The 16835-nt window shown below is 63.4% G+C and carries 15 protein-coding genes; 11 read left to right on the forward strand and 4 right to left on the reverse strand.

Annotated elements, in window-relative coordinates; translation table 11 throughout:
- Nucleotides 1-4: 4 nt before the first annotated feature.
- The 8 genes from paaB (at nt 5) to IEX85_RS06435 (ending at nt 8125) form a co-directional block, all read left to right on the forward strand.
- Nucleotides 5-286: a 1,2-phenylacetyl-CoA epoxidase subunit PaaB gene (paaB, locus tag IEX85_RS06400; RefSeq protein ID WP_188859614.1), complete on the forward strand. Its 282-nt coding sequence runs from the start codon at nt 5-7 to the stop codon at nt 284-286.
- A gap of 12 nt (nt 287-298) precedes the next feature.
- A complete protein-coding gene (paaC, locus tag IEX85_RS06405; RefSeq protein WP_188859616.1) occupies nt 299-1060 on the forward strand; it encodes a 1,2-phenylacetyl-CoA epoxidase subunit PaaC in 762 nt (253 codons plus the stop codon).
- Nucleotides 1061-1086: 26 nt separating this feature from the next.
- A complete protein-coding gene (paaD, locus tag IEX85_RS06410) occupies nt 1087-1629 on the forward strand; it encodes a 1,2-phenylacetyl-CoA epoxidase subunit PaaD (RefSeq protein WP_188859617.1) in 543 nt (180 codons plus the stop codon).
- A gap of 234 nt (nt 1630-1863) precedes the next feature.
- Nucleotides 1864-2937 (forward strand): 1,2-phenylacetyl-CoA epoxidase subunit PaaE, encoded by a 1074-nt coding sequence (paaE, locus tag IEX85_RS06415; protein ID WP_188859619.1) that lies wholly within the window; start codon nt 1864-1866, stop codon nt 2935-2937.
- Between the two features lie 15 nt (nt 2938-2952).
- A complete protein-coding gene (gene paaZ, locus IEX85_RS06420; protein WP_188859621.1) occupies nt 2953-4998 on the forward strand; it encodes a phenylacetic acid degradation bifunctional protein PaaZ in 2046 nt (681 codons plus the stop codon).
- 92 nt (nt 4999-5090) lie between these two features.
- Nucleotides 5091-6104 (forward strand): TRAP transporter substrate-binding protein, encoded by a 1014-nt coding sequence (locus IEX85_RS06425; RefSeq protein ID WP_188859623.1) that lies wholly within the window; start codon nt 5091-5093, stop codon nt 6102-6104.
- A gap of 116 nt (nt 6105-6220) precedes the next feature.
- On the forward strand, nt 6221-6748 hold the full coding sequence (locus IEX85_RS06430; protein ID WP_188859624.1) for a TRAP transporter small permease: 528 nt from the start codon (nt 6221-6223) through the stop codon (nt 6746-6748).
- A 48-nt stretch (nt 6749-6796) separates the two neighbouring features.
- Complete coding sequence (locus tag IEX85_RS06435) at nt 6797-8125, forward strand: TRAP transporter large permease (protein WP_188859625.1); 1329 nt, start codon at nt 6797-6799, stop codon at nt 8123-8125.
- Between the two features lie 133 nt (nt 8126-8258).
- On the opposite strand, the gene IEX85_RS06440 is transcribed toward IEX85_RS06435, so the two are convergent.
- Entirely contained in the window at nt 8259-9965 is a 1707-nt protein-coding gene (locus IEX85_RS06440) for a GGDEF domain-containing protein (RefSeq protein ID WP_188859632.1), read from the reverse strand.
- Nucleotides 9966-10124: 159 nt separating this feature from the next.
- Complete coding sequence (locus IEX85_RS06445; RefSeq protein WP_188859634.1) at nt 10125-10874, reverse strand: helix-turn-helix transcriptional regulator; 750 nt, start codon at nt 10872-10874, stop codon at nt 10125-10127.
- A 142-nt stretch (nt 10875-11016) separates the two neighbouring features.
- Here IEX85_RS06445 and IEX85_RS06450 point away from each other — a divergent pair, with 142 nt between their 5' ends.
- The 3 genes from IEX85_RS06450 (at nt 11017) to IEX85_RS06460 (ending at nt 14713) form a co-directional block, all read left to right on the forward strand.
- Nucleotides 11017-12717: an FAD-dependent monooxygenase gene (locus IEX85_RS06450; RefSeq protein ID WP_188859636.1), complete on the forward strand. Its 1701-nt coding sequence runs from the start codon at nt 11017-11019 to the stop codon at nt 12715-12717.
- A 1-nt stretch (nt 12718) separates the two neighbouring features.
- Complete coding sequence (locus IEX85_RS06455; protein WP_188859638.1) at nt 12719-12907, forward strand: DUF2783 domain-containing protein; 189 nt, start codon at nt 12719-12721, stop codon at nt 12905-12907.
- Nucleotides 12908-13030: 123 nt separating this feature from the next.
- Nucleotides 13031-14713, forward strand: a complete 1683-nt coding sequence (locus IEX85_RS06460; protein ID WP_188859640.1) for an arylsulfatase — start codon at nt 13031-13033, stop codon at nt 14711-14713.
- Between the two features lie 299 nt (nt 14714-15012).
- On the opposite strand, the gene IEX85_RS06465 is transcribed toward IEX85_RS06460, so the two are convergent.
- Nucleotides 15013-15447: an META domain-containing protein gene (locus IEX85_RS06465; RefSeq protein WP_188859642.1), complete on the reverse strand. Its 435-nt coding sequence runs from the start codon at nt 15445-15447 to the stop codon at nt 15013-15015.
- A gap of 272 nt (nt 15448-15719) precedes the next feature.
- Nucleotides 15720-16721 (reverse strand): HAD family hydrolase, encoded by a 1002-nt coding sequence (locus IEX85_RS06470; protein WP_188859645.1) that lies wholly within the window; start codon nt 16719-16721, stop codon nt 15720-15722.
- Between the last annotated feature and the right edge of the window lie 114 nt (nt 16722-16835).

Consider the following 16835-nt stretch of genomic DNA (forward strand, 5'->3'; position numbering starts at 1 on the left):
CAAGATGTCTGACTGGACCCTTTTCGAAGTATTCGTTCGCAGCAAGCACGGCCTGAACCACAAGCATGTCGGCAGCGTGCACGCCGCGGACGCCGCCATGGCGCTGGAAAACGCCCGCGAACTCTACACCCGCCGCAGCGAAGGCGTGAGCATCTGGGTGGTGCCCTCGAAGCAGATCACCGCCTCGTCCCCGGACGAGAAAGAGCCGCTGTTCGATCCGGCCGACGACAAGGTCTATCGCCACGCGACCTTCTACGATCTGCCGAAAGAAGTCGGCCACATGTAAGGGAGCGGGACCATGACCGAACAACAAGCCCTTTTCGAATACCTGCTGCGCCTCGGCGACAGCGGCACCATCCTGTCCCAGCGCCTGTGCGAGTGGATCGGCAACGCGCCGGCGCTGGAAGAAGAGCTGGCCATCGGCAACGTCGCCCTGGACCTGCTGGGACAGGCCCGCGCCTGGCTGGAGTACGCTGCGGAAGTGGAAGGCGCCGGTCGCGACGCCGACGCCCTGGCCTTCCTGCGCCACGAGCGCGAGTACCGCAACCTGCTGATCGTGGAGCAGGCCAACGGCAACTTCGCCGACACCATGGCGCGCCAGTACCTGTTCGACGCCTGGCACTACTTTATGCTGCAGGCCCTGTGCACCTCGGCCGACGAGCGCATCGCCGCCATCGCCGCCAAGGGGCTCAAGGAGGTGACCTATCATCTGCGCCGTTCCAGCGCCTGGGTCAAGCGCCTGGGTGACGGCACCGAGGAGAGTCACGCCAAAATGCAGGACGCGATCGACGAGATCTGGACCTACAGCGGTGAAATGCTGATCGGCGACGAGGCCGACCAACTGCTGCTGGAAGCCGGCATCGGCGCCGATCTCGAGCAGGTGAAGCAGCAGTGGCAGGCCCATGTCACGGCCACGCTGGCGGAAGCCACGCTGACGCAGCCCGCCGAAGACAGCTACATGCAGACCGGCGGCAAGCAGGGCTACCACACCGAGCAGCTGGGCTTCCTGCTGGCGGAAATGCAGTATCTGCCGCGGGCTTACCCGGGCGCGTCCTGGTAAACGCAGAGGCATTCGAGGTGATTCCGATGGTGCAGCAACACGACAGCAATCTGATCGCGACGGACCGCCGCTGGCCCGAGGGCACACGCCCCTCGACGGACGAAATATGGCACCTGCTCGAAGAGGTACCCGATCCCGAAGTGCCGGTGGTCAACGTGGTCGAACTCGGCATCGTGCGCGAGCTAGCCTGGAACGGCGATATCCTCGAAGTCACGCTGACGCCGACCTACTCCGGCTGCCCGGCGACGCACTTCATCGAGGAGGAGATCGGCGCCGCGCTGAACCGCGCGGGACTTGCCAATCACCGCCTGAAGCAGCGCCTGGCGCCGGCCTGGACCACAGACTGGATCACCGATGCTGCGCGCGAAAAACTGCGTGCCTTCGGCATCGCGCCGCCCCAGGGAAGCGCCAGCAAGCGCAGCCTGCTCGGCGAGGATCCGGAGGTCACCTGCCCGCAGTGCGGTTCCACGCATACCGAGCAGGTCAGCGAGTTCGGTTCCACCGCCTGCAAGGCGCTGTACCGCTGCAAGGAATGCCTCGAGCCGTTTGACTACTTCAAGTGCATCTAGGGGCCTGTTAGCGCGGCTGGCCGGGTGTTGGGTTACGCGGCTACGCCGCTGGACCCAACCTACATATCGACGTTTCGTAGGTTGGGTCTAGGCCCGCAGGGCCGTAACCCAACAGTGGTTACAGCCGACACCGGATTCAAACCAACGACGGACGAACCGGCACCGCGACAGGCCAGGCAAACGCTTTCCGATACCCGAGGGATCGGCAGGCACCAAACAAGAGAGAGAAAAATCATGAGCCGTTTTCATACGCTGGAAGTGGCGGACGTGCGCCAGGAAACCCGCGACGCCGTCTCTATTGCCTTCCATGTTCCGGCCGAGCTGAAGGACAGCTTCCGCTTCAAGCAGGGCCAGCATCTGGTACTGCGCGCCGAGCTGGATAACGAGGAAGTTCGCCGCTCCTACTCGATCTGCGCCGGCGCCAACGACGACGAACTGCGCATCGCGGTGAAACGCGTATCCGGCGGCCTGTTTTCCAACTACCTTAACGACCGCGCCCAAAAGGGCCTCAGAATCGAGGCGATGCCGCCGTCCGGCCACTTCTACACCGAACTCGATGCCGATCGCGAAGGCGCCTATCTCGGCGTTGCCGCCGGCAGTGGCATCACGCCGATCTTCTCGATCATCAAGACCACGCTGGAAAGCGAGCCGAAGAGCCACTTCACCCTGTTCTACGGCAACCGCGCCACCACCAGCACCATATTCCGCGAGCAGCTGGAAGACCTGAAGAACCGCTTTATGGAGCGCCTCAACCTGGTCTACATCATGACCCGCGAGCAGCAGGACATCGAGCTCTACAACGGCCGCATCGACCGCGACAAGTGCAAGGCGCTGTTCGACCGCTGGCTCGACGTGCCCAACCTCACGGCAGCCTTCCTCTGCGGCCCCCAGACCATGACCGAGACGGTGCGCGACGAGTTGCTGGCGCACCAGCTAGACAAGGCCAGGATCCACTTCGAGCTGTTCGCGCCCACCGGCGGCAACCACCGTCAGGCGCGCCGTGAAAAGCTGCCCGAAGCACCGACGGAGATGTGCGACATCACCGTCATCGCCGACGGCCGCAGCCTGGCCTTCGAACTGGCCAAGAATGCCGAAAACATTCTCGACGCCGGCAATGCTCACGGCGCCGACCTGCCCTACTCCTGCAAGGCCGGTGTCTGCTCCACCTGCCGCGCCAAAGTGATCGAGGGCGAGGTGGAGATGGACGCCAATTTCGCCCTGGAGGATTACGAAGTGGAGGCCGGCTACGTGCTCTCCTGCCAGTGCTATCCGGTGACCGACAAGGTCGTCCTCGACTTCGATCAGTAAAAAGGTTCTTTCGACATGAAATTGCAAAGCTACATCGACGGTCAGTGGCGCGAAGGCAATGATGCCGGCACCGACGTGTTCAACGCCCTGAACGGCGAACTAGTCTGCAGCGTCAGCAGCAGCGGCATCGACTTCGCTGCCGCCCTGCGCTACGCGCGCCAGCAGGGCGGACCCGCCTTGCGGAAGCTGACGTTCCATGAACGCGCCAATGCGCTGAAAGCGCTGGCCCAGCATCTGCAGGCCAAAAAGGAAGACTTCTATCGCATCTCCGCCTGGACCGGCGCCACCCGCGCCGACAGCTGGATCGATATCGAGGGCGGCATCAGCACCCTGTTCACCTATTCCAGCCTGGTGCGGCGCGAGCTGCCGAACGAGACCTTCCTGGTCGAGGACGCCGCCATTCGCCTGTCCGCCGACGATTCCTTCAGCGCCCGCCACCTGCTGGTACCCAAGCAGGGTGTCGCGGTGCATATCAACGCCTTCAACTTTCCCTGCTGGGGGATGCTGGAGAAAATCGCGCCGAGCCTTGCCGCCGGCGTGCCGGTGATCGTAAAACCGGCCACCGCTTCAGCCTATCTGACCGAAGCGATGGTGCGCGAAATCATCGACAGCGGTCTGCTGCCCGAGGGTTCGATCCAGCTGATTTCAGGCAGCGTCGGCAACCTGCTCGAGCTGCTCGACGAGCAGGACGTGGTAACGTTCACCGGCTCCGCCAGCACCGGTCAGAAGCTGCGCAGCCACCCCAATATCGTCGCCAGGTCGATCCCCTTCACCATGGAAGCCGATTCGCTCAACTGCTGCATCCTGGGCGAAACCGTCGAGCCCGGCTCTGCAGAGTTCGATCTCTTCGTCAAGGAGGTGGTGCGGGAAATGACCGTCAAGGCGGGCCAGAAGTGCACCGCCATTCGCCGCGCCATCGTGCCCCGCAACCGCGTCGAGGCCGTCGCAGATGCAATCAAGGCCCGTCTCGACAAGATCGTCGTCGGCGACCCGTCGGTCGAGGGCGTGCGCATGGGACCGCTGGTCGGCCGCAGCCAGGTCGACGATGTCTGGAATCGTCTCGACGAGCTGCGCCAGAGCTGCGAGCTGATCTTCGGCGGCGAACGGAACTTCCCGGTGGTCGGCGGCAGCAGCGAGAGCGGAGCCTTCTTCCCGCCGACCCTGCTCTATGCCGACAAGCCGCTCGAGACCGAAGCGCCGCACGCAATCGAGGCCTTCGGCCCGGTTTCCACCCTGATGGCGTACGACGGCATCGATGAGGCCATCGCCATCGCCCGCATGGGCAAGGGTAGCCTCGCCGGTTCCATTGTCACCGCGGACAACCGCGAAGCCCGCGAACTGGTGCTCGGCTGCGCCGCCTGGCACGGCCGCATGCTGGTGCTGAACGCCGACTGCGCCAAGACATCGACCGGCCACGGTTCGCCGCTGCCCACCCTGGTTCACGGCGGCCCCGGTCGCGCCGGCGGCGGCGAGGAACTGGGCGGTCTGCGCGCGGTGAAGCACTACATGCAGCGCACCGCGATCCAGGGCCACCCGACCACGCTGACCGCGATCACCAACGAGTTCAACCCGGGCTCGCAGCAGATCCAGGACCCGGTGCACCCGTTCCGCAAACACTTCGAAGACCTGCAGATCGGTGAAACCCTGATCACCCACCGCCGCACCGTCACCGAAGCGGATATCGTCAACTTCGGCTGCCTGTCGGGCGATCACTTCTACGCCCATTTCGACGAACTGGCGGCGAAGGACTCGCTGTTCGGCAAGCGCGTCGCCCACGGCTACTTCGTGATTTCGGCCGCCGCCGGGATGTTCGTGGAGCCGTCTCCGGGCCCGGTGCTGGCCAACTACGGCATGGAAAACCTGCGCTTCGTGGAGCCTGTCGGTATCGGCGACACCATCCAGGTTCGCCTGACCTGCAAGCAGAAGATCAGGAAAGACCGCCGTTCCGAAGACGAGCAACCCAACGGCGTCGTGGTGTGGGATGTGGAGGTGCGCAATCAGCACGACCAGCCGGTAGCGCTGTACAACATCCTGACGCTGGTCGCCCGCCGCGAAGGCTGATAGCAGCGGACGCCCCCGGTACGCCGGGGGCGTCCGCCGTTGTGACAACGGGCACTAAAACGAAGCCGATAACCATAAGAAAGGACAGGTCCATGATTCTGAAAAAACTCTTGCGCCTCGGCGCGACCCTCGCCGCCTTCAGCGCCCTGCCGGCGCTGGCCCAGACCGAAATGCACGTCGCCAGCTGGCTGCCGCCGACCCATCCGCACAACGCCGTGGTATTGCCCACCTGGGGCCAATGGATCGAAGAAGCCACCGAGGGACGCGTGACCCTCAAGATCGACTACGATCTGGGCCATCCCAAGGACATGTTCACCCTGGTCGAGGATGGCGTCGCCGATGCCGGCTGGTCGTTCCACGGTTATGTGCCGGGCCGCTTCCAGCTGACCCAGATCGTCGAGCAGCCGCTGCTCGGCGCCAATGCCGAGGCCGCATCGGTGGCCTACTGGCGCGTCTACGAAAAATACCTAAAGCCCGCCGAGGAACATATCGGCCTCGAAGTCGTCGGTCTGTTCACCCATGCGCCCGGCCAGATTCAGATGGCCGAGCCGATCCAGAGCCTCGCCGAACTCGCAGGCAAGAAAATCCGCCTTGGCGGCGGGATCCAGAGCGCGCTGGGCGAGCGCATGCAGGTAACGCCGGTCAACGCGCCTGCCACCAAGGTCTACGAAATGATGCAGCAGGGTGTGATCGACGGCGCTTTCATGCCGCTGTGCGAGCAGAAGGTGCTGCGTCTGAGCGAGGTCGCCGATAACCTGACGCTGCTGCCGGGCGGCATGTACCTCGGCAGCTTCGGGATCTTCATCAACCCGGACTTCCTCGAGGACCTGACGGACGAGGATCGCGAGGCGATCCTCAGCGTGTCCGGCGAGAAGCTCTCGCAGCTGGCCGGCAGGGTCTGGGACCAGTGCGGCACCGATGCCCTGGCGGCCAGCCGCGAGGCCGGCGTCAACGTCGTCGAGGTCGCCGAGGGCGAACCGATGGCCGAGGAGTTCCGCCAGCTTGCCGAAGGGCTCGACGAGGCATGGTTCAAGCAGGTCGAGGGCAGCGGCGTCGACACCAAAGCCGCGCTGGCCGAACTGCGCGAAATCGCCCGCAACTACTGACCGGCCCTGCAGCCAGCCGCTCGAAGCCCGGCGGTGCCGGGTCAGCGTTCCGGCCGCCGGGCTCGTTCGGGTCCGGCCGGCCAACTCCATTGATCCTGATTGCGAGGACTACTCCCATGCCTTTCTCTGCCTGGCTGCGTGAGCACTACCGGGAAAAAGGTCCGATGAAACTGCTGGCATTCGCGCTCGAGGCGCTTGCCGCCCTGGCGCTGGCACTGCTGATGCTGCTGACCTGCGCCGATGTCATCGGCCGCTACTTCTTCAGCAATGCGGTCGACGGCGCGGTCGAGATGACCGAAATCGCCATTGCCGTGATCGTCTTTGCCGAGATCCCGGTCATCACCTGGCGCGGCACCCATGTCGTGGTCGACATCATGGACAACGCCTTCGGCCCCACCCTGGTGAGATTCCTGGAAAGCCTGACGAGCCTGATCATCGCCGCGGCGCTGTACTTCCTCGGCAATCGCATTTTCGTCGAGGCGGCGCGCTCGCTGCGCCGCGGCGAAGTCACGGAGCACCTGCAACTGCCCGTCGGCTACGTCATCCAGTATATCGGCGTGATGTGCTGGGTCGCCGCCGCCGGGACCCTGGTGTGGAGCGCCTGCCGGCTCTACGAGCGCCGCCGCACCGCCGCGTCGGCCTGAGCCGCGGCAGCTTCCCAAACCTGACAAGCACAATACGGGTACCCAACTATGACTGTCGCACTCGTCGGCTTCGCACTGCTGCTGTTTCTGATCGTGATGGTACGGATTCCGCTCGCCTTCGCGATGGCCCTGGTGGGCTTTTTCGGCTTCGCCTTCCTGTCGGGCCTCGGCTTCGACAACTTCATGGACTTTCGCTGGACCGCTCCGCTGGCCATGGCCTCTTCACGGGTGGTCTCGACCGCTCAGGAATACAGCCTCTCGGTCATCCCGCTATTCATCCTGATGGGCAACCTGGTGACCCGTTCGGGGCTTTCGCACGAGCTGTACCGCGCCTCCAACGCCTTCCTCGGCCACCTCAAGGGGGGGCTGTCGATGGCCACCGTGGTCGCCTGCGGCGGCTTCTCGGCGATCTGCGGTTCCAGCCTCGCCACCTCGGCGACCATGGCCAAGGTGGCGATGCCGCCGATGCGAAAATACGGCTACGACGACTCGCTCGCCACCGCATCCATCGCCGCCGGTGGCACCCTCGGCATCCTGATCCCGCCAAGCGTGATTCTGGTGATCTACGGCCTGCTCACCGAAACCAGTATCCGCGAACTCTTCGCTGCCGGCTTTCTGCCGGGACTGATCGGTATCCTGCTGTATCTCGGCGCGGTGCGCTACGTGGTCTGGCGCCATCCCGAGAAGGGCCCGGGCGGCGAGCGCCAGAGCTGGCCCGAGCGCCTGGGGGCGCTGAAAGACGTGCGCGATATTCTGCTGCTGTTCGTGCTGGTGATGGGCGGTATCTATTTCGGCATTTTCACGCCGACCGAGGCGGCCGGTATCGGCGCCGGCGGGGCCTTCATCATTGCGCTGATGCGCAAGTCGCTGAACCTGAAATCCCTGTTCGAGCTGCTGACCGACACCGCCCGTACCAGCGCCATGCTGTTCGCGGTGCTGATCGGCGCGCTGATCTTCTCCAACTTCATCAACCGCGCCGGTCTGCCGGACGAATTGCTGGCGTTCGTCACCTCGCTGGACGTGCCGCCGATGGCGGTGATCTTCGTGATCCTGCTGATCTACATGATCCTCGGCATGGTGTTCGAGAGCCTGTCGATGCTGCTGCTGACGGTGCCGATCTTCTTCCCGCTGGTGCAGAGCCTGGGCTTCGACCCGGTCTGGTTCGGTATCGTGGTGGTGATTGTGACCGAGATCAGCCTGATCACACCACCGGTCGGGATGAACGTCTTCGTGCTCAGCGCCGTGCTGCCGGATGTGCGCACCGGGGTCATCTTCCGCGGCATCACGCCCTTCTGGTGCGCCGACATCCTGCGCCTGCTGCTGATCACCCTGGTGAGCTGGTTCTCTCTGGTACTGCCGCAGTTGCTGTATCGGTAGCACCTGGGCACTGGAAGCCGTTACCGCTGATGGGTTACGCCGCCCTGAGCAGCCTGCTAAACGGCAGGACAGCTCCGATGGCGGCGTAGCCCATCCTACAGATCAATGCCTGTTTAGCGCCGGACGCCGGCATTCAGCCGGCGTTCTGTGCGATAACGGAGTCCTCGGCCCGCTCGATTCGGTTGCGGCCCGAACGTTTGGCGCGGTAAAGGGCCTGGTCGGCTCTCTCGAATACCTCGGTGATGGTGGTGTGTCCGCTGAATTCGCAGACGCCGATCGAGGCCGTGACGCGCAGCGTTTCGCCACGGAAATGGAACGGCAGCCCCGCCACATGCTGGCGAATGCGCTCCATCCGTTGCATGGCTGCGTCGACCGGACTTCCGGGCAACAGGATAACGAATTCCTCGCCGCCGTAGCGGGCGATAAAATGCTCGGGCCCCAGCATGCCGGCGGTTTCACGGGCGACCAGCTGGATAGCCTTGTCCCCGGCCAGGTGGCCATAGCGATCATTGATATCTTTTAGCTTGTCGAGGTCGAACACCGCCAGCGAAAGTGGCCCGTCGCCCCGCTTCCAGCGCTGAAATTCCTGCACCACCCGATCGTCGTAGGCCGCGCGGTTGGGCAGTCCGGACAACGGATCGGTGTTCGCGAGCCTTTGCGATTCGGCCACCTGTTGCTGCAACTTGCGGCTATCCGCCTCCAGCTCACGCAGGCGCTCCCTCAACTGATCGGCCTCGGCCACCGCGTCCTGTTCACGCTCCGCTTCGCGAACCATGAAATGGGCGACGGAGTCGAGGATCGATGTCATGCTGGAGTTGATCGAATGCTTGAGGTTCTGCAGGTCCGTCGCACCGCTCAGTGACGCCTGTACCTCGCCGACGTGCCGGCGCATCGCCGCTTCCAGTTCAGTGTTGTTGTCGCGGGCGCGGGACTGCAGGCGCTGGTTGGAGTCGAGCATCTGGTCAACTTCACGCAGCCGGCTGCTGAGCGTTTCCAGAAAGGCCCCGATTTCGGACTTCACCTGGCCGAACGCACCCAGTACCCATTCGGCAAGCGCCTGCAGCCAGTTCACCAGCTGATCCCCATCGCGGCAGGATTCCAGCCCGCTCAACAGCCGGTCGCGCTCCTGCTCGCCAATTTCGGACAACGGAAGCTCGCTGAGCATCCGCTTCAGTTCCCGGGTCAGGCGGTTGAGATTGACGACCGCCCCCGCCTCCTGCTGTTTGACAGCCACGGCCAGAGGCTCGGTTTCCGTCCCGAGCGGGCAGGTCTGCCGCTCCGGTTTAGATGCAGCCCGGTCATCGCCCGCGCCGAAGATACGTTCGAAAAAGCCTCGCCGGGGCGCCGCCACCGGTGCCGGCCGGGCAAGCGCACGCACGGCGCTGCCCTGCAGTTCGCTGTACTGCGCCAGCAGCTCTGGGTAGGCACGAAGATTATCGGACTGCTTTTTGATGTCGTGACTCAACGCCTTGAGGGCATCGAGCTGCTCGGCCGGCAGATCGCAGACGAGCAGCTGGTCGACCAGCTGCGCCATCGCCTCGATAAAGCGTTCGGCCCCGGCGCAGCGTTCGAGATCGAACTGACGGGCGCTTTGTTTCAGCTGCTGGGCAAGCGCCTCGAGGCTGCCCTCATCGGCGTCGTCCTGCCGGATCACCGCCGACAGCTGGCGAAGCTCTGCATCGAGCACATCGTCGCCGCCGCGAGAAGCCAGAATGATGTGATCAACGAGCGACTGTAGCGTTCGTACCTTCTGCCTGAGCCGCGTCTCTTCCTGTTCCGTCACCGCAAGCTGATCAAAGTATTTCTGCCGCCAGCGTTCTGATTCGGACAGCACCGTCATGAGCCTTCCCTTGATCCTTTCGTTATCCCACGCATCTAACCAGCAAACGCGGCGCCGGGCAACAGAGCGCTGCCGGTTTTACCGAGTTTTACCTGGCACCAGCCCACGAGGGCCGTTGCCTGACAGGTCCGCACGACCTGGCCGCCGCCCACAGCTCCTTCAGCGCTGCATGACGCTGATCAGCTCGGATTTACGCGCAACGCCCAGCTTCCTGTAAGCCCGCTTGCGGTACGTCACCACACTGTGTTCGGACAACCCCAGGCGCCTGCCGATGGTCTTGGCCGTGTGCCCCTGCAGCACCATCTCGCATATCTGCGCCTCGCGCTCCGACAGCGAGGCCGACAGCAGTCGCCGCTCGTTCTGTACCCGCCCCTCCTCGCGAAAATGTCGTATAAGCAGCGCACTCAGTAATGCTGCCCCCTGCCCGAGCCTTTGAACCTCGTCGCCGGAAAAGCCGCCATCGCGCCCGGAGCGGTAGAAATTGATGTAGAAGACTTCGCCGCCCTGTTCATCCCGCGCCAGGATCGCGAACTTCTGCGCCAGATCCGGCACATTGAAGAAACGCTTGCGATAGACCGGCGACAGGGTGCCCCGCAGCATCAGTTCGCAGGCAGGCTGGCCGGGGCTTTCAAGCAGTTCCCTGGCCAGGCGGCCGAGCAGCTCGTCATTATGGTAGCTGCCGTCGACGTATTGCGCCGCCAGTTTCAACCCCAGTTCCGGGTTATGGACATTGTGCGCCAGGTAACAGCGCGCCTGCTCGCGATCATCGGAAACGCCGAACACCATGCACTGGTCGATAACGGCCAGCTGGTCCAGCAGCAGGAAGAAGCGTGGGTAGAACCGGCCGCCACCCAGCGCTTCGATACAGGCCGCCACGCGCAGCCCCAATGTATCCAGAGTATCAAGCATGCCACCACCCGCCACGACCCGAGAAGCTGAAAGCCCATCCCTGAAAACCGGGAAGCCTGTCGCTATTTAATGATGACAAGTATAGCCCGGGTCAAGGCTAGACTAGTCGCACAACAACAGCAATCGCATCAGGAGATGCCCCATGCATCAGCCCCGGATGACACCCCGGCCGTCAATCTACTACGACTATCAGGTCTATCCGTTCGAGACCGCACCGGAACAGCGCGGCGAGAAGCACCGCTATCCGGTCGTCGTCGTTGGTGCCGGTCCGATCGGCGTGACCACCGCGCTGGAGCTGGCCCGCCAGGGGATCGCCTCGGTGCTGATCGAGTCCGAGTGCCAGGTCTCCGAAGGCAGCCGCGCCATCGTCTTCACCCGTCGCTCGATGGAGATCCTGCAGCAGGTCGGCGTGACCGAACGGATGCTCGAAACGGCGCTGCCCTGGCGCTACGGCAACTCGATCTATCGCGCAAAGCGGGTTTTCCGGATGGAGGCGCCGTACGACGAAGACGATCGCTTCGAACCGATGAACAATCTGCAGCAGCAGTATCTTGAGCAGTACCTGATCGAGCGCGCTCAGCAGGAGCCCCTGATCGAGATCCGCTGGGGCACCAAGGTTACCGGCCTCGAGAACCGCGACGATGGCGTCAGGCTGGATGTCGACACCCCCGAAGGTCCCTACAGCCTCGAGTGCGACTGGCTGGTCGCCGCCGATGGCGCCCGCTCGGTGGTACGCCAGCTGCTGGGGCTGCGCATGGAAGGCGACAGTTACAGCGGCAATTTCGTCATCGCCGACATTCGCATCGATATCGATCTGCCGACCGAACGCCTGGCCTATTTCGACCCGGACTGGAATCCGGGCAACACCATCCTGATGCACCGGGAGCCCGGCGGTATCTGGCGCCTGGACTACCAGCTGTCGGACGACGAAACCCCGGAACAGGCGCTGGCACCGGAATCGCTGCAACGGAGCATTCAGGCTCAGCTCGACATGATCGGTGTCGACGCGCCCTGGGAACTGGACTGGAGCTCGGTCTATTCGGCGCGCGCGCTGACACTGCCGGATTATGTCAACCGCCGCGTGCTCTTCACCGGCGATGCCGCGCATCTGCTGCCGATTTTCGGCGTACGCGGCGCCAACACCGGATTCCAGGACTGCCAGAACCTGGCGTGGAAACTCGCCTACGTGGCGAACGGTCTGGCCGACCGCCGACTGCTGGACAGCTACTCCCACGAACGGGTGGGCGCGGCGCGGGAAATCGTCGCCGAGGCCGGCAAGAGCACACGTTTCATGACGCCGCCGAGTCGTGGTTTCCGCCTGCTGCGCGACGCCGTGCTGTCGCTCTCGCTGAGTGAGTCCTTCGTCGGCCCGCTGTTCCACTGGCGCACCTCGCGACCGCACGACTATGCCGACAGCCCGCTGAACGCGGCGGCCGACGACAACGTCCGGTTTACTGCGGGACCGGCCAACGGCGCACCGCTGCAGAATATTCGCTTTGGCGATGACGACTACCTGTTCGACCACCTGCCGAAGGGCTTTTGCCTGCTCTATTTCGGCGATGATCCGGCGCAGCCCCAGGCGCTGGCCGCGCAGGCCGAGCGGATGCGTGCGCAGGGTCTGCCGATCTCGGTCCTGACCGTCAGCCGCAGCGGCGAACATCGGCCAGAGCAACAGACACTCGCCGACCCTGTCGGTCACTGCTTCGACCGTTACGGCGCGCGTTCCGGCAGCGCCTATCTGGTGCGACCCGACCAGCATGTCTGCGGCCGCTGGCTACAATTGAATATCGATGAGCTGCCCCGCCTGCTCGACCAGGCGCTACTGATTCAGGAGAAAAGCTGAGATGACAACCGCGACTCTCTCCGTGCAGGACCTCGAACGGGTCTACGATACCCTGGCCGAAAGCATCGACGCCGTCGGTACCGAGCACGAAGCCCTGTTCCTGACCAAGCTGGCGCTTCTCAGCGCCCGCGAAATCGGCGATGCCGAGCGCGTGCAGGCGCTGATCGCAACAGCACTGAAGGACCTTTAAGCCGGAAGGACCGGCAAGAGGAATGCGCGGTCCCGGGCCGGGCCCGGATACCGATCGCGATGATGGGCACCGATCCAAGCTCGATCGGTTCCATCCTTAATAAAAAAAACCTGGAGTACCAATATGAGCCAACGCTTACCGGTATTGACGCTATCGGCATCGATAGCCTTTTCCTGCCTGTACGGTCCGACGGCTAACGCCGCCTCGACAGACCCGTCGAAACCCAACATTCTGCTCATTGTTGCCGATGACATGGGCTTTTCCGACCTTGGCAGCTATGGCGGCGAGATCGAGACCCCCAACCTGGATGCATTGGCCAGCGACGGCATCCGGATGACGGATTTTCAGGTGGCGCCGGCCTGCTCCCCGACCCGCGCCGCGCTGCTCACCGGTGTCGACCCTCACCTGGCCGGGCTGGGTAACATGATCGAGGAGCTCGCACCGAACCAGACCGACAAGCCCGGATACGAGGGCTTCCTGAACTTCGGGGTGGTCAGTCTGGCGACATTGCTGAAAGATGCGGGTTATCACACCTACCTCTCGGGCAAATGGCACCTCGGCATGGCCGAAAATGCCTGGCCCAAAAGCCGCGGGTTCGAACGTTCGTTTTCACTGCTCTCGGGCGGCGCGAGCCATTTCGCCGACATGAAGCCGGCGTATGCCCCCTCACCGGAAATCAAGGCGCCCTATGTCGAAGATGACGAAAAACTGACGCAGCTGCCCGATTCCTTCGCATACTCCTCGCAGTACTATGCCGACAAGATCATCGACTACATCAAGGCGGACAAGGACACCGGGCAGCCCTTCTTCGGCATGCTCAGTTTCACGGCACCGCACTGGCCGTTGCAGGCCCCCGATGCGGCGATCGAGAAATATCGCGGCCGTTACGATGCCGGCTATGATGTCGTCTTCCAGCAGCGCCTCGAAAAACAGAAGGAACTGGGACTGATTCCCAAGGATGCCGAAGGCGCCGAGCGTCCGCCCAAGGGACGCCCCTGGGACAGCCTGAGCGCCGAAGAACAGAAGATCGAAAAGCGGGCCATGGAAATCTACGCCGCCATGGTGGACGAGATGGACGTACACACCGGCCGGGTCTTCGACTATCTGAAGCAGAACGACCTGTACGACAACACCATCATCATGTTCATCTCCGACAACGGTCCGGAGGGTCACGACCTGGATGAAACCTGGCCCGGGGACAAGTTTCCGAAGGTTCGCAAGGTCATCGACGAGTCCAACGATTTCAGCTACGAGCAGATGGGCCGTCCCGGCTCCTACACCTTCTATGGCCCGAACTGGGCCTGGGCCTCGTCACCCGCATTCAGCCTGCACAAGGGCTTTCCGACCGAAGGCGGTACCCGCGCGATCAACATCCTCAAGATTCCCGGTAAAACCGAGGCGGGCACGATCAACAACGAGCTGATCACGGTCAAGGACGTCGCCCCGACCCTGCTGGAACTGGCGGGCGTCAAGCACCCGGGCCAAAGCTACAAGGACCGGGAAGTCCAGCCGATGACCGGCCTGTCCTTCGTGCCTGCGCTCGAGGGCAAGTCGATGCCGTCGCGGGTCCTGGGCGGAGAACTCTTCGGCAAGTATTTCGTCCGCAAGGACGACTGGAAATTCGTGTACATGCCCAAACCCTACAGCGACGGCGACGTACAGCTGTTCAACCTGAGCGAGGACCTTGGTGAGCGTCATGACCTGAGCGAGGAACAACCGGAAAAACTGGCCGAGATGCGCAAGCTTTGGGAACAGTACGTCGAGGAGAACAACGTGATCCTGCCCGACTGGGTGAGCGGCTACTGAGTTAGAGACCGGGCAGCCCCCCTGCCCGGTCTTCCCTGCAAGCAGGGTGCTGAAAAGCGTTTTCGAGGCAGCCTAGGCAAGCGGAACGCCGCCCGACGGAACGCCGCCCGGACCACAACAGGCAAAAAGCGCAGGCGTAGGATGGGTGGAGTCGCGCCGGCACCCCGCATCCCGATAGCGCCGGGCTTGTCGCGACGTAACCCATCACCAACAGCATTCGGCAACGCAGATAGATTTTCAACAGCCTGTCAGGCGGCATTGCCCTGCCGCCTTACCTTACAGGGTGCGATGCCCGTCCGTTAAGGGGCGGCGCGAAAATGCATACTGCCGTCGTCGTCGAGACCAAGGATCAACTCACCGTCCTCGACGCGGAAGCTTTCGACCTTCACCAGCGCCTGGGCATAGGTGGAATCGAGCGATCCCGGCAGGCAGGCCTTGCGCGTCATGGCGATGGGCCCGAACTCGAGCTTGCCTGACGAAATCTCGTAGGCGCCGTTGCCCTGGTTGCAGTCAAAACGGGCATACACCCGACCATCGGGCTGCAACGCAAAGGTGTAGCGCTCCGGCTCCGTCACTTCCAGCCTTTCCTTGTCGGTGGTCTTCGACAGCCACTGCCAGGTGACGCCCTTGACCGCATCCGGATCCTTGGTCGTGCCCATGGTGGTATGCCCCCCCTGACTGGCGCAGCCCGCGCTCAATGCGATCATGGCGGCGAGACTCAATGTCCTGTACATAGCGCTGATTCCCTTGCTTGTAACGCCGGTACACCGGCTTTGCGGAAAACCCGAGCAGCGGCTTCCCGTCCCTATCAGTCCGGCTCGACTCGAATAGGAGTCGTCATCCGTCGATGCCTCGAGGCACCGAGGCACCGATTCGTTGCACCCCCGGCGCCGTCAGCCCGCGAAGCGGGCACGGGCCTGAGTTGCGTGGACAGGATAATAGTACATCCCAACGCTTACGCCGTCAGCCACGGCCCCAGGGCCGCATCGGGCGCAGGCCGGTTCGATTACTGCGGATAGATCTGCCCCCAGTCCGACGCCATGTCGACAACGCTCCAGCCTGAAGCCCGGGCCTCGTCCAGCGCCTTGTCGAGCTGGCCGATATGGGAGTCGCGGTCGTAGGCCCATTCGCGCTCGGCGTCCGTATGATGGACCAGCAGCGCGAAGCGCGGGCCGTCACCGGCCATGGTCCACTGCAGCATCTGGTGGTCACCATCGGAGTTTCCGAACGCTGCGATGGGACGACGGCCGATATGCAGGTTGATGCCGACCGGCTTGCCTTCCTTGTCGTCATAAAAGTTGAGTTCCGGCAAACGCACCAGTACCGGCTTGCCGTCCCTCATTTCGAATTTCGTCCTGATACTCGATCCCACAACCTGCTCCGGCGGAATACCGTATACGTCCTGGACCCAGGCGCGCATGAACTCGATACCGCCTCCCGAGACGATAAAGGTCTTGAAACCGTTGGCGCGCAGGTACTCCAGCAGCTCCAGCATTGGCTGGAACACCATCCGGGTAAAGGGACGACCCGTTTTCGGGTGTCTGGCCGTTGCCACCCAGTCCAAAACAATCCGCCGGAACTCATCCGGCGTCATGCCGGCATGGGTGGTCATCACAAGCTCGACCAGAGCGGCCTGACCGCCTTCCATGACCTTGCTCATATCGCCCTTGAGCACCGATGCGTAGGGCTCGGTGGTCTCCCACTCCGGATGCTCGGGCGCCATCGCCTTGATGCGATCGAGCACGAAGAATGCCTGGAAGTACATCGGCTGTTCGGACCAGAGGGTGCCGTCGTTGTCGAACACAGCGATACGCTCGGCCTGCGGCACGAAGTCCGCAGAGCCTTCAGCCGTGACTTTCGCAACGAAGTCGATGATGGCCTGCTTCGGGGCCCCGTCATTCCAGGAGGGCAGCGGCTCCGCGGCCCGCAGCGGAGTCAGACAGATGAGCGCCAGCAGCACGCCCAGCCACCATGCCCGCGCGCTTTTGACCTTGAGATATCTATTCATGCGAAAACATCCTTGATTTCAGTTTCGGTTGTAGGGGCGCGGGAAGCGACGCTTGATACTGCAGGTCTGCGACACCGCACCACCCGGCCAAGCTGTCGCTCACGACAGGAGAAT

Source organism: Marinobacterium nitratireducens, from assembly GCF_014645375.1.
Taxonomy (GTDB): domain Bacteria; phylum Pseudomonadota; class Gammaproteobacteria; order Pseudomonadales; family Balneatricaceae; genus Marinobacterium_A; species Marinobacterium_A nitratireducens.